The sequence below is a fragment of the Arthrobacter sp. OV608 genome (assembly GCA_900110595.1).
Classification (GTDB): domain Bacteria; phylum Actinomycetota; class Actinomycetes; order Actinomycetales; family Micrococcaceae; genus Arthrobacter.
This window is the reverse complement of record FOEZ01000001.1, coordinates 128,165-141,583: the sequence shown is the minus strand read 5'-3', so window position 1 is coordinate 141,583 and position 13,419 is coordinate 128,165. Positions and strand designations below refer to the sequence as shown.

Sequence of the window (13,419 nt, the reverse complement as noted above, 5' to 3'; positions counted from 1 at the left end):
CGGGGCGGCAGAGCAGGAGGCGAGTGCCACCGCAGCGGAGGCTGCAGCCAGGATGGGGAAGGTTTTGTGAAAACTGTCACGCAGGTGTTGGAACGAGGCCATCAATACGATGCTACCCCTGCACTAGACTTGAACCACCGCGCGCCCGCCAGCAACAGCCTGTCAGCGGCGTGCCCAGCGGCAACCCGGACAGTGAGGAAACGCGTGAAGATTGACTTCGCTTCATCGAGGCAATCGACCCTCGGTGTGGAATGGGAGCTCGCGCTGGTGGACGGGCGGACCGGCGAACTCGCCTCCGTTGCCAACCAGGTGCTGCGCGGCGTGGCCTCCCGGCACCCCGAGCTGAACGAGGATGACGAGCACCCGCACATCAAGCAGGAACTGCTGCTGAATACGGTTGAGCTGGTCACTGGAATCTGCGAAACCGCCGGCGAAGCCAAGGAGGACCTCAGCCGGTCCTTGGCTGCGGTCCGGGAAATCACCGACCCCATGGGCGTGGAAGTGTTTTGCGCCGGAAGCCACCCCTTCAGCCCGCCGCAGCTGCAGCCGGTGACGGACAAGGAGCGTTACGCCAAGCTCATCGACCGCACGCAGTGGTGGGGCCGCCAGATGGTGATTTACGGCGTGCACGTGCATGTGGGACTGGACCGCCGCGAGAAGGCACTTCCCGTGCTGGACGGGCTGGTCAACTACTTCCCGCACTTCCAGGCGCTGTCGGCGTCGAGCCCGTTCTGGGGCGGCGAGGACACCGGTTACGCGTCGCACCGGGCCCTGATGTTCCAGCAGCTGCCCACCGCCGGCCTGCCCTTCCAGTTCGGTTCCTGGGAAGAGTACGAGTCCTACGTGCAGGACATGTTCACCACGGGGGTGATCGATACCCTTTCGGAAATCCGCTGGGACATCCGGCCCGTGCCGAACCTGGGCACCATCGAGATGCGCATCTGCGACGGCCTGGCCACGCTCGAGGAAGTGGGCGCCATCGCCGCCCTCACCCAGTGCCTGGTGGATGAGTTCTCCACCACCCTGGACAACGGCGGGACCATTCCCACCATGCCGCCATGGCATGTGCAGGAGAACAAGTGGCGGGCTGCACGGTATGGGATGGACGCCATCATCATCCTGGACGCAGCCGGCAAGGAACAGCTGGTCACCGACCACCTGTTGGAAACCCTGAACCGGCTTGAGCCGGTGGCCGCCAAGCTGGGCTGCCCCGATGAGCTGGCCGACGTCGAAAAGATCATCCGCCGCGGCGCCGGCTACCAGCGCCAGCGCCGGGTGGCCGAAGAACACGGCGGGGACCTCCAGGCCGTGGTCCTGGACCTGGTGAAGCAGATGCGGAACGGCCCCACCGCCTGATCTCTCTGCGACGCGCGCTCACCTTTGGCCGCCCTCCCACCGACGCGCGCTCACTTGTGCCCGCCCTCCCACTGACGCGCGCTCACTTGTGCCCGCCCTCCCACCGACGCGCGCTCACTTGTGCCCGCCCTCCCACCGACGCGCGCTCACCTTTGGCCGCCCTCCCATCGACGCGCGCTCACCTTTGGCCGCCCTCCCTCGGAAACTGGCGCAGCCATGCTGAGCGGGCAGCGGCCACAGGTGAGCGCGCGTTGATCATGAACCGGCCCCAAGTGAGCCCGCGTTGATCATGAACCGGCCATAACTGCGCGGGCGTTGATCAGCAAGCGGCCATAAGTGAGCTCGCGTTGGCCTTATGGACCAGGCTGGGGGTTTAGGCAGGAAGCGATACCGATGTGACCGGCATGGATGAGTCCGGGGCGAAGCCGATTCCGCTCGGCGCCACTCCTGCCATCACCAGCTGCGCGCCCAGTGCAGCCACCATCGCACCGTTGTCCGTGCACAGATCCAGCGGTGGGACGTGCAGCCTGATCCCCGCCGAGGCGCAGCGCTGGCCGGTCAGCTCCCGAAGCCGTGAGTTGGCCGCCACGCCGCCGCCCAGCAGAACATCCTTGATGCCGTGCTCACGGCATGCCAACACGGCCTTGGACGAGATGATGTCCACCACGGCTTCCTGGAACGCCGCCGCAATGTCCGCCACCGGAACTTCCTCGCCGCGCGCCTCGAACTGCTCCACGCAGCGGGCCACCGCGGTCTTGAGTCCACTGAAGGACCAGTCGTAGCGGTGCGGGCCGGGTTCTTCGGCGGTGCCCATGTACTTGGGCTGGCTGAGGCCGCGGGGGAAGCGGATGGCCTTCGCGTTGCCGGTGCGGGCCATCCTGTCGATGGCAGGGCCGCCCGGGTAGCCGAGGCCGAGGATGCGGGCCACTTTGTCGTAGGCTTCGCCGGCGGCGTCGTCGATCGTGAACCCAAGGAGCACAACGTCCTCGGTGATGCTGTTGACTTTCAGGATTTCGGTGTGCCCGCCGGAGACCAGCAGGGCGCCGAGGTTTTCCGGCAGCTCCGGGGCTTGTCCGTCCTTGCCGTCCAGCAGGCCGACGCCGACGTGCGCCACAAGATGGTTGATGGCGTACAGCGGTTTGCCCGTGGCCACAGCGAGGGCCTTGGCCGCGCAGACCCCCACCATGAGGGCGCCGGCCAGGCCCGGGCCTGAGGTGACGGCGATAGCGTCCACCTCCTCCAGGGTGACACCAGCCTCGGACAGCGCCTGTTCGAGCGTGGGGACGAAGGCATCGAGGTGGGCGCGCGAGGCGATTTCGGGGATGACCCCGCCGAACCGGACATGCTCGTCCATTGAGGAAGAGACAGTGTTGGTCAGGAGGGTGGTCCCCCGGACAATGCCCACTCCCGTCTCGTCGCAGGAGGATTCGATACCGAGCACCAAGGGTTGCGAGCGGTTCATGGCTGGCCTGCTTCCGTTGATGCTTCGTCCCCTTTTTCCTTGCTTGTTTCCTTGCCGCTGTCCTGTGCGGCATCGCCGGTGAGCTGGAGCCGCATGATGAGGGCGTCCACGCCATCGCGGTAGTAACCGGGGCGCACGTGGATCTGCTCGAAGCCGAAACGGAGGTAGAGCTGCTGGGCGCGCGGATTGTCGGCGCGGACCTCCAGCAGGAGGTCCGCTGCGTACCTGCGTCGGGCCTCCTCGATGAGCCGCGTCAGCAGCGTGGTGCCGATCCCCCGCCCTTCGTATTCAGGCACGACGGCGATGGTCTGCACGTCCGCGATGGGTTCGATGCACATCAGCCCGGCGTAGCCCACGATGCCTTCGCTGCCCTCGGCCGCCAGGTACCAGCGGGTATCGGGCTGGGCCAGCTCGTCGTAAAACATGTGCAGCGGCCAGGCGTCCACCGGGAAAAGCCGTTGCTCCAAAACGCTGACTGCGATCACGTCGTGGGTGGTCATCTCCCGCACGGAGATTCCATGGTTGCTGGGGTCCGGGGCGGGGTTCACAGGGCCCTCTTCCGTGGTCCGGGAACCTGGGCGTCGGATTCGCGCAGGTAGAGGGGCGTGGAATCGAGGAGGTCAGCGCCGGCGGCGAGGCGGGCCAGTGCGAACTGGCCCAGGTAAAGCGCGTCCGGCTGTTCATGGGCGAATTCTTCGTTCGCCTTCAGAGTGTCGGCGTAGAGCCCGGCGCCGGCACCGTAGGCGGGAAGATCCGGCAGGTCTGTGGCGAAACTGACGTGCGGGCCGTCTTCCAGCACCGGAAGCTGTCCTTCCGTGAGGGCGTACCGCGCCCAGTAGACTTCCTTGCGCCGCGCGTCCGTGACCACCAGGAATTCCGGGGCGGCGGTAGTGGATTCCGCGACTTCAAGGGCCACGGCGTCCAGGCTCATCATCCCGTACAAGGGTTTGCCCCAGACAAACGACAGGGTACGGGCGGTGGCGATTCCGGACCGCAGCCCGGTGAAGGGGCCCGGCCCCACGCCCACCACGAGGGCATCAATGTCATTGCCGCTGATACCGCCGTCAAGCAGCAGTTGCTGGATTTCCGGTGCAAGGACTTCCGCGTGACTCCGGGTGTCCTCCGTGGAGAAGCTGGCCACCACGCCTTCAAGGGCGTCGTCCGAGACCAGGGCAGCGCTGGCCACGGCGGAGGTGTCGATGGCGAGGATCAGCATCAGGATGTCCCTTCGAAGGCGGCCACCGGTTCCGGAACGGAGGCCCAGCGCGGACCATAGCCGCGCATCACAATGATCCGGGGCTCGTCGGTGTCCTCATTGTCGAAGTCGAGGGTTTCGCCGTCACTGGTGCGGCCGGCAGCCGAGGCGGCTCCCCCACTGGCGGCCAGCCCGATTGCACGGTGAAGATCGATCTCAAGCCGGCTCTCGCTCAGGTGCTCCACCCGGTCGTGTCCCCATTCGACCACTGTTACGGACGAGTCCAGCGTGTTCTCGAGATCGATGTCGTCAATTTCGGCTGCTGAACCCAGGCGGTATGCGTCCACGTGCACCAGGTCCGGTCCACCGGGGCGCGGCCCGTCCGGCAGGTTGGGGTGGATCCGAACCAGGACAAACGTGGGGGAAATGACGCCGGAACGGACGCCCAGCCCCTCACCCAGCCCCTGCGTGAAGGTGGTTTTCCCGGCACCCAGCTCGCCGGAAAGCACCAGCAGGTCCCCGGCTTCAAGGACCCCCGCAAGGCGCACGCCGAGGTTGTGGGTCTGTTCCGCCGTCGTCGCCGTTAACGTTTTTTCCCAGTTGGGCCCGACGCCAGGGCTGTCCTCTGCGGGCTGGCTTGCACTCACGCGGGCCCCTCCCCAACATGTGCGCCGGCGGACTGTTCGTTGACGAAACGGCGAGGCACCCGCGGGCTGATCCGGGTCACGATCTCGTAGTTGATGGTTCCGGCGGCGCGGGCCCAATCGTCAGCGGTGGGGCCGCCGTCGGCTCCGTCGCCAAAAAGCTCGGCTTCGGCACCCAGGAGGCCGGCACCCCCGGGGCCAACATCACCGAGGTCGATCACCATCTGGTCCATGGCGATCCGCCCCACCACGGGGTAGGTCCTGCCGGCCACACGGACCGGGCCGCCGGTGGCAACACGCGGAATCCCGTCGGCGTAGCCCATTGGGATCAGGCCCAGGGTGCTGGGGCCGCTCGTGTGGTAGCGGAGGCCGTAGGACACGCCTTGACCGTCCGGCACCTCCTTGCACTGGGACACCACGGTCCGCAGCGTCATGGCCGGGCGGAGTCCCAGCTCGGCCGAGGTCTGGCCGTCAAAGGGCGAAAGCCCGTAAATGCCCAGTCCCACGCGGACCAGGTCGAAGTGGGTGTCGGGACGGGACAGCGTGGCGGGGGTATTGGCCAGGTGCCGTACCTCCGGGTCCACTCCGGCGTCCTCGGCAACCGCCAGCACTTCGCGGAACGCGGCGAGCTGCTGGTCGGTCTCCGGCCGCTCCGGCTCGTCAGCGACGGCGAGGTGCGAGAAGATCCCCACCACGCGCAGCAGCCCCTGGTCCTGGTATTCCATGGCTTCGCCCACCAGGTGGTCCCAGGTATCAAGGGTGGCGCCGTTACGGCCCAGGCCGGTATCGACTTTGAGGTGGATCCGGGCCGGGCGCTCCTGCTCGCGGGCCGCCGCCACAATACGGTCCAGCTCCCAGCCTGAGCATCCGATGTCGACGCCGGCAGCCACTGCCGCCCCGAAGTTGCTTTCCGTGGTGTGCAGCCAGGCGAGCAGCGGCGCGTCGATACCGGCGGCGCGCAGGGCCAGTGCCTCGGAGATGTGCGCGACGCCCAGCCACGATGCACCGGCTTCGAGGGCCGCCCGGGCCACCGGAACTGCACCGTGGCCGTAAGCGTCAGCCTTCACCACGGCCATGACCTTCGCCGGGGATGCTGCTGCGGCCAGCCGGCGGACGTTGTGCCGGATGGCATCAAGGTCGATCACGGCGGACCTTTCGTGGCGGTGGTCCCGTGCGGGCGCAGCGTCGAAATCACCGGTTGTAGCGGGGTAAGTCACCTAAGTGATTCTAGTGCTGGCGCTTCGGGCCGAATAATCACGCGTCGGAGAGGTGTGCGATGGTGGCTGCTGCCCTGCGCTGGGCGGCGAGGGGAACGTCGTGAACGATGTCGGCCAAAAACGAAAACCGCCGCAGCCATTGGCTGGTCTGCCGTTCCGGCCGGGCGTTGGCGCGCTTCCACCAGTCGGCGATGTCACCCCACCCTGGTGCGGCCAGAGAGCCGCCCACTTCCTGCACTGCCAGGGAGGCACAAAGGTTCGCGAAACGCAGCCTGTTCCCCAGCGGCCAGCCGGCCAGGCTCCCAACGATGAACGCGGCGTCGAAACAGTCACCGGCGCCGGTGGGATCAAAAGCCTTCACGGGCAGCGAGGGCACCCACTCTTCCTCCCCTGTCTCCGAGTCCACGGCCATGGCACCCTGCGGCCCCAGCGTCACGACTGCCACAGGAACGCGGTCGGCCAGCGCATACAAGGCAGTCCAGGGATCATCCTTGCCGGTGAAGGCCATGGCCTCGCGCTGGTTGGGCAGGAATGCGTGGAAGTACTGCAGGTTCTCCAGCCGGACAGGCGCCCAGACGCCGCTGGGATCCCAACCAACATCGCCGAACAGCTTCACCCCGGACTGGTGCGCCGCCTTGGCCCACGGCTCCACTTCCAGTCCCACTTCCGCGATCCCGGCGAGCGCAGGCGGCGGATCGCCAATGAGCTCCGAGGATGTCACGGGGGCGGCGTGGCCGTGAGTCACCAGCGACCGGTCCTTGTCCACGCACAGCGAGACCGTGACCGGCGAGTGCCAGCCGGGGACCTTCTTGGACAGGCTGAGGTCCACGTGCTCCTGGCCGGAAAGGATCTTCCAGTTGAAGTCCCCGTAGCCGTCGTCGCCAAACGCCGCCGCGAGGCCGGTCCGCAAGCCAAGCCGTGCCGCAGCAATCGCCTGGTTGGCCACGCCACCGGGACAGCTGCCCATGCCGTCGCTCCAGATTTCCGTACCCGGTTCCGGCCCGTGGGGCAGGCCGGTAAAGATAATGTCCTGGAACACCGTGCCGGCGAGCAGCACGTCAAAGCCCGGGTCCGAGGGCGACCGGACGGCGGCCAGGGGATCAAAAGGGCGTGCTGGTATCGCGTCCATGCCCGCACACTACGCCCTGCCGTGCACAGGCGATAGGGGCGGCCGTAGGTGCTGTGGACAGCCGCACCTAGACTGCTGGTTATGCGGCTTCTCATTGTGGGCGGCGGGGGTTTTCGGGTTCCGTTGATCTACCGTGCGCTGGCCTCCGGCCCCTTCTCCGGCCTGGTCAGCGAACTCGTGCTGTATGACGTGGACCTCTCCCGGCTGGCCGCGGTCACGGCGGTCCTGCGCAGCATGCCCGCCCCCGCCGCACGCGTGCAGATCCATCCCACCACTGATTTCGCCGAGGCGCTGACGGGTACCCGGATGGTGTTTGCCGCCATCCGCCCCGGCGGCACCGCCGGCCGGGTGGCCGACGAAAAGGTTGCCCAGGACCTGGGCGTCCTGGGCCAGGAAACCACCGGGGCAGGCGGCATCTCCTACGCCCTGCGGACCATCCCGCACATGCTGGACCTCGCGCACCTGATGAAGGAACACTGCCCGGACGCATGGCTGATCAACTTCACCAACCCCGCCGGAATGGTCACCGAGGCGCTCCTGCCCGTGCTTGGCCGGCGCGTCATTGGAATCTGCGACTCAGCGGGCGGCCTGGTGCACCGCGCGGCACGCGCAGCCGGCGTGAGGCTGCCTGAGGGAACGCTCGACGGCGTGGGCTACTACGGGCTGAACCACCTGGGTTGGCTGTACCGGCTGGAGTCCGGGGGGCGTGACATGCTGCCTGCCTTGCTGTCTGACCCGCGCGCCCTTCAGTCCTTTGAAGAGGGCCGGCTGTTCCCCCAACCGTTCCTTGAGCGCCTGGGCGCCCTCCCCAACGAGTACCTGTATTACTACTACGAGCAGGACCATGCCCGGGAGGCGATGCGGGCCATGGCCCAGACCCGCGGCGAATCCATTCACAGCCAGCAGCAGGAGCTCTACCCCCGGTTGGCCGCTGCGGGTTCGGCGGCGTTCGGGTTGTGGGAAGCTGCCCGCCGCTCGCGCGAGGAGGGGTATCTGGCCGAAGCCCGGGGGAAGGACGAGCACCGGAACGAGGACGACCTCGCCGGCGGAGGCTATGAGCGGGTGGCACTGGCAGCCATGCGGGCCCTCTCCGGTTCCGGGGAGGCACAACTGATCCTCAACATGCGCAACACCGTGCCTTCGCCGGCGGCGACGCCCGCTCCCCGGCAAGCCACAGCTCCGGCCGCAACCCCTGAAGCGGCCATTCCGGGACTGCCGGCGGACGCCGTCGTCGAACTTCCCTGCACGGTAACGGCCGACGGCGCGCTGCCGGTGCCCCAGCAGGCTCCCGCGGCGGATCAGCTCGGACTGCTGCAGCGGGTGAAGGAGGTGGAGCGGCTGACCGTCCGGGCCGTGGTGGACGGCGACCGGGATGCGGCGCTCCAGGCCTTCGCCCGGCACCCCCTGGTGGGGTCCGACGTGCTCGGCGCGGCCCTCCTGGCAGGGTACGAGAAGGCGTTTCCTGACTTGGGGAAGATGTGGCGCAGCAGCTGGCGTTGACACAGGAGTAGTGTTTTATCGAATGCCCAGCACTGACCCGGCCCTTAATCCGCGCCGGCGGCCGGAAGGAGGTCCCGTGGCGCCTGTCCGCAGGGTGGCATTACTGTCCCTCCACACCTCCCCCATGGAACAGCCCGGTTCCGGCGACGCTGGCGGCATGAACGTCTACATCCGTGAACTGGCCTCCGCGCTGGCCGAAGCCGGCGTGGAAGTGGAGATCTTCACGCGTTCCACGTACGCCGGCCAACTCGCCGTCGAGCACCCGGACCCCGGCGTATGCGTCCACAATGTCCTGGCCGGTCCGCCCACGAAGATCCCGAAAGAAGAGCTTCCCGGCCTGCTGCACCACATGGTGGAGGAAATCGAGCAGATCCGGCAGCGGCAGCCGCACGGGCACTACGACGTCATCCACTCCCACTACTGGGTGTCCGGCATCGCGGGGCTGGAGCTGTCCGGGCTGTGGGGCGTGCCGCTGGTCCACACCATGCACACCATGGCCAAGGTCAAGAACCTCCTGCTCGAGTCCGGGGAACAGCCCGAGCCGCGCCGCCGCGAGCTGGGTGAGCACCGGATTGTGGACGGGGCCGCACGGCTGATCGCCAACACGAGTGCGGAGGCGGCCGAGCTGGTGTCGCATTACGGGGCCTCATATGACCGCATCGACATTGCCCCACCCGGGGTGGACCTGAGCACCTTCACGCCCGCCTTCCGCGCCCGGTCAAGGACTAAACGCGGCATCAGCCCGGACACGTTCCACCTGGTTTTCGCGGGGCGGATCCAGCGGCTGAAAGGGCCCCAGGTGCTGGTGAAGGCAGCCGCGCTGCTACGCAGCCGGCGCCCGGACATCGACCTCCGGCTCACCATCCTGGGCTCGCTGAGCGGCAACAAGGAATTCAACCTGCGGCGCCTGGTGGCGGAGGCAGGAATGGAGGACGTCGTCACGCAGCTTCCGCCGGTGAAGGCACCTGAGCTTGCGGGCTGGTTCCGCGCGGCCGACGTGGTGGTAATGCCCTCCTACAGCGAGTCCTTCGGGCTGGTGGCGCTCGAGGCCCAGGCCTGCGGTACGCCTGTTGTGGCCACCCGGGTAGGCGGGCTGTCGCGGGCCATCTTCCATGGCAGGACCGGGCTGCTCGTGGACGGCCACCACGCGGCCGACTGGGCCGATGCCCTGGAGGCTTTGTACGACGACCCCGTGACCCGGGAGGATATGGGCCGGGCCGCGGCAATCCGGGCGCAGAACTCAGGATGGCAGCGCACTGCGGCCATCACGCTGGAAAGCTACCATGCCGCCGTCGACAATTCTGTGCGGCCCCACCTGGCCACTGCCCTTCCGGCTTCCTGAACCTGCCGCCCTGGGGGCTTCCAGCTGTTAGCTTAGGGTCAGGTGTCCGGCGCGGGCCGGTGCAGGAAAGGACAATGATGTCTCGTCTTCCAACTGATCTTGAAATAGCCAGGGCTGCCAGGATCCGGCCCATCGACGAAATTGCCGCGGCTGCAGGGATCAACCTGGAAGCGCTGGAGCGGTACGGGCGGTACAAGGCGAAGATCGACCCGGCCGGCCTCGCCGCGCTGGCCCCGCACGGGAAAGTGGTGCTGGTCTCGGCCATGTCCCCCACGCCGGCCGGCGAAGGCAAGTCCACCACCACCGTGGGGCTGGGCGATTCCCTCGCCCGGGCAGGGCACCGGGTGATGATCGCCCTGCGGGAGCCGTCGCTGGGCCCGGTCCTGGGGATGAAGGGCGGAGCCACCGGCGGCGGGTACTCTCAGGTGCTGCCGATGGACGAGATCAACCTGCACTTCACCGGCGACTTCCATGCCATCACCTCGGCCAACAACGCGCTGATGGCGCTGGTGGACAACCACATCTTCCAGGGCAACGAGCTGAACATCGACCCCCGGCGGATGACCTTCAAACGGGTTCTGGACATGAATGACAGGGCTTTGCGTGAGGTGGTGATCGGCCTCGGCGGGCCGTCCCAGGGGGTCCCGCGCGAGGACGGGTTCGATATCACGGTGGCGTCCGAGATCATGGCCGTTTTCTGCCTGGCAACGGACCTGGCCGACCTCCGCGACCGCCTGGGCCGCATTACGTTCGGCTATACCTATGACCGCTCCCCCGTGACGGTAGCCGACCTCGGCGTGCAGGGGGCGCTGACCCTGCTCCTCAAGGAGGCCATCAAGCCCAACCTGGTCCAGACCATCGCCGGCACGCCGGCGTTGGTCCACGGCGGTCCGTTCGCCAATATCGCCCATGGGTGCAACTCCCTGATTGCCACGCAGACGGCCAGACGGTTGGCGGACATTGTTGTGACGGAAGCCGGTTTCGGGGCCGATCTCGGCGCGGAGAAGTTTATGGACATCAAGGCCCGGTCCGCCGGGGTGGCCCCGTCAGCGGTGGTGGTGGTGGCGACGGTCCGCGCGTTGAAGATGCAGGGCGGGGTGGCCAAGGGCCAACTCACCGCCCCGGACCTTGCAGCCTTGGAGGCCGGGGTGGAGAACCTGCGCCGGCACGTGCGGAACGTGGAGAAGTTCGGGGTGACGCCGGTGGTGGCCATCAACAAGTTCGCCTCCGACTCCCAGGAGGAGCTCGACTGGTTGCTGGCCTGGTGCGCGGCTGAAGGCGTCCGGGCCGCCGTCGCCGATGTGTGGGGCCGCGGCGGCGGGGGCGACGGCGGCGACGAACTCGCGGCGCTCGTGGCGCAGGTGGTGGCGGGCCCCAACTCATTCCGGCACCTTTACCCCCTGGACATGCCTGTGGAGGAGAAGATCCGGACCATCGCACAGGAGATTTACGGCGCAGACGGCGTCGAGTTTTCCGTGCCGGCCCTGAAGCGGCTGGCCGACATCGAACGCAATGGCTGGTCCCACCTGCCGGTATGCATGGCCAAGACTCAGTATTCCTTCACCGACGATGCTTCCCGCCTCGGCGCACCCAAAGGTTTCACCATCCATGTGCGGGACCTGCTGCCCAAGACCGGCGCAGGGTTCATCGTGGCGCTGACCGGAGCGGTCATGACCATGCCCGGCCTGCCCCCCGCCCCGGCCGCGATGCGCATGGACGTGGACGACGCCGGCAACCCCATCGGCCTCACCTAACACCATCGCCTGATCCCAACCCGCGCTCACTTACGGCCGCCTTTTCCCCTACCCGCGCTCACTTACGGCCGCCTTTTCCCCCACCCGCGCTCACTTACGTCCGCCCGATCCCCAACCCGCGCTCACCAACGGCCGCCTTTTCCCCAACCCGCGCTCACCTGTTTTCTTTTTCCCGGAACGCTTCTGTAGGACGGGACGCCTGCCTGTGGATAACTCGGACGCCTTGTCGGCTGCTTGGATAAGAATGCAGTATGCAAACCCTCCATCCCCTGCCGACCCAACTGGCCACCAAACCCTTCACCGTCGAAAGAGCGCGGAGCGCAGGCCTGACCCGTGGCCGTCTTCGTCGCGCCGACGTGGAACATATCGGCCGGGGCCTCTACCGCCCCTCCACGTGGGATTTTGATCTTGAAGATGCCGCCCGCGCGTTGTCGGAGGCAACGCCAGGGGCCTGGGTTTCCCATGTCACGGCAGCACGGTTGCGAAACTCGTGTCTGCCGGCCTGGCTCTCCGACTCAACAGAACTCCATCTCAGCAAGCCTAAAGCTCTGCCCGGGCCACGCAGGAAAGGCATCCGCGGGCACAGGGTCCTCGCTGGGCCCGGCGAGGTGGAGTTCGTCGACGGGATTTGGCTCAGCACCGGGGCACGTACCTGGCTGGACATGGCAAGACTCCTGCCCCTGAACGACTTGGTGGCGATGGGTGACGAATTGATCAGGCTGCCCCGGCCCGGCCTCGAAGGCAGGGAGCACCCGCACGAGCGCGTGGACAGCCTGCGCGCCATGATCGCCCGGCACCCAAACCTCCAGGGTGTCGTCCGTGCCAGGCAAGCGCTGGACCTGATGCGCGTGGGTGCGGACTCCGCTCCCGAAACCTTCCTGCGCCTGGCCATGCTCGATGCGGGCCTTCCAGAACCGGAGCTTCAACTGAGTCTCCGCCCTGGGGACACTCGATCGCCGTCGGCGGATCTCGGCTTCCGCCTGCGGCGGGTCGCCATCCAGTACGACGGCGGGCATCACCTTCAGGAGCCCCAGCAGCTAAGCGATCGGCGTAGGGACAAAGCATTCGAAGCGGCGGGATGGTCCGTCATCCTCCTCGACAGGTTGGACCTGGACGACGATTTCGCGACTGCCCTCCGAAGAATCAAGCGAGCGCTAAGGAGCGCTGCGATGGACCCTGCTGCTGCATCAGGGTTCGCGACGGCCTAAGTCACTTGCGACGTGATTTCCGGAACCTCGGCACCACGCCGTCCCTCGTCGCGCTTACTGCTGGCAAGATGCGCAGGGCCGAACCCCTTGCCACCACGAAGCATGGACAAGTAGACAACCGCGACGCTTAGCACCACGAGCAGGACAACATACAGTGCCGTGGCAGGGTCAGCCGCGAGGAGCCGTGGAATGCTCCGGCCGGGGATGCCAACGGCGAAACCGAAAGCGATGGCAATGCCCAGATAACTACCGATCATGTTTCCGCGATGTGCAGGAACATTGCGCCGGACGGCACTTAAGAGCCCGAGTGTCACTGTCAATATGGTGAACGCTGACAGTCCGTGAAGCCAGGTGAAGTGCCCTTCGGTGACGATGCCAAAGCTGCTCAAGCACACGTAGTACATGGCAGCCACCCACAGATATCCCACAGTGCGATGGATACGATCGCGCCGCCGTCGCAAAATCTGGACAGGCCCAACAGCCAGTACGAAAAGCGCGGCCACTACGTGGCTGACAAGCAGTACAGTCCAGTGCTCCATACGAATAAGATAGAGCCACTATCCACCAAAGTACATCAAGATAGCTGTCGCTCAAGCAGCTATCCCGTCACCG

Annotated in this window: 12 protein-coding genes; 5 read left to right on the top strand and 7 right to left on the bottom strand. The window is 66.9% G+C overall.

Annotated features, from left to right (window positions below):
* Nucleotides 1-204: 204 nt before the first annotated feature.
* On the top strand, nt 205-1,356 hold the full coding sequence (locus tag BMX78_RS00730; RefSeq protein ID WP_091415187.1) for a glutamate--cysteine ligase: 1,152 nt from the start codon (nt 205-207) through the stop codon (nt 1,354-1,356).
* A gap of 373 nt (nt 1,357-1,729) precedes the next feature.
* On the opposite strand, the gene tsaD is transcribed toward BMX78_RS00730, so the two are convergent.
* The 6 genes from tsaD to BMX78_RS00700 are packed head-to-tail and all read right to left on the bottom strand — an operon-like array spanning nt 1,730 to nt 7,003.
* The gene (tsaD, locus tag BMX78_RS00725; RefSeq protein ID WP_091415185.1) at nt 1,730-2,818 is read right to left on the bottom strand and encodes a tRNA (adenosine(37)-N6)-threonylcarbamoyltransferase complex transferase subunit TsaD; all 1,089 of its coding nucleotides are present in this window, start codon (nt 2,816-2,818) and stop codon (nt 1,730-1,732) included.
* Nucleotides 2,815-3,318, bottom strand: a complete 504-nt coding sequence (gene rimI / locus BMX78_RS00720) for a ribosomal protein S18-alanine N-acetyltransferase (protein ID WP_091415987.1) — start codon at nt 3,316-3,318, stop codon at nt 2,815-2,817. Before rimI ends, tsaD begins: the two co-directional genes overlap by 4 nt.
* Nucleotides 3,319-3,362: 44 nt before the next feature.
* Nucleotides 3,363-4,034 (bottom strand): tRNA (adenosine(37)-N6)-threonylcarbamoyltransferase complex dimerization subunit type 1 TsaB, encoded by a 672-nt coding sequence (gene tsaB, locus BMX78_RS00715; protein WP_091415183.1) that lies wholly within the window; start codon nt 4,032-4,034, stop codon nt 3,363-3,365.
* Entirely contained in the window at nt 4,034-4,660 is a 627-nt protein-coding gene (gene tsaE, locus BMX78_RS00710) for a tRNA (adenosine(37)-N6)-threonylcarbamoyltransferase complex ATPase subunit type 1 TsaE (RefSeq protein ID WP_091415180.1), read from the bottom strand. Before tsaE ends, tsaB begins: the two co-directional genes overlap by 1 nt.
* Entirely contained in the window at nt 4,657-5,874 is a 1,218-nt protein-coding gene (gene alr / locus BMX78_RS00705) for an alanine racemase (RefSeq protein WP_091415178.1), read from the bottom strand. The genes tsaE and alr overlap by 4 nt, the downstream gene beginning before the upstream one ends.
* Nucleotides 5,875-5,911: 37 nt before the next feature.
* Nucleotides 5,912-7,003: a carbohydrate kinase family protein gene (locus tag BMX78_RS00700; RefSeq protein WP_091415175.1), complete on the bottom strand. Its 1,092-nt coding sequence runs from the start codon at nt 7,001-7,003 to the stop codon at nt 5,912-5,914.
* An 81-nt stretch (nt 7,004-7,084) separates the two neighbouring features.
* On the opposite strand from BMX78_RS00700, the gene BMX78_RS00695 reads away from it, so the two are divergent.
* The 4 genes from BMX78_RS00695 to BMX78_RS00680 all read left to right on the top strand — a co-directional run bounded on the left by BMX78_RS00695 (nt 7,085) and on the right by BMX78_RS00680 (nt 12,807).
* Nucleotides 7,085-8,503 carry a family 4 glycosyl hydrolase gene (locus BMX78_RS00695; RefSeq protein WP_091415173.1) on the top strand — a complete coding sequence of 473 codons (1,419 nt, stop codon included), beginning with the start codon at nt 7,085-7,087 and terminating at the stop codon, nt 8,501-8,503.
* A 76-nt stretch (nt 8,504-8,579) separates the two neighbouring features.
* Nucleotides 8,580-9,845: a D-inositol-3-phosphate glycosyltransferase gene (mshA, locus tag BMX78_RS00690; RefSeq protein WP_091415171.1), complete on the top strand. Its 1,266-nt coding sequence runs from the start codon at nt 8,580-8,582 to the stop codon at nt 9,843-9,845.
* 77 nt (nt 9,846-9,922) lie between these two features.
* On the top strand, nt 9,923-11,599 hold the full coding sequence (locus BMX78_RS00685; protein WP_091415986.1) for a formate--tetrahydrofolate ligase: 1,677 nt from the start codon (nt 9,923-9,925) through the stop codon (nt 11,597-11,599).
* A 251-nt stretch (nt 11,600-11,850) separates the two neighbouring features.
* Nucleotides 11,851-12,807 carry a PDDEXK family nuclease gene (locus tag BMX78_RS00680; protein WP_091415169.1) on the top strand — a complete coding sequence of 319 codons (957 nt, stop codon included), beginning with the start codon at nt 11,851-11,853 and terminating at the stop codon, nt 12,805-12,807.
* Here BMX78_RS00680 and BMX78_RS00675 read toward each other — a convergent pair.
* The gene (locus BMX78_RS00675) at nt 12,804-13,346 is read right to left on the bottom strand and encodes a DUF2306 domain-containing protein (RefSeq protein WP_091415167.1); all 543 of its coding nucleotides are present in this window, start codon (nt 13,344-13,346) and stop codon (nt 12,804-12,806) included. The two genes, BMX78_RS00680 and BMX78_RS00675, sit on opposite strands and share 4 nt — an antisense overlap.
* Nucleotides 13,347-13,419: the final 73 nt, after the last annotated feature.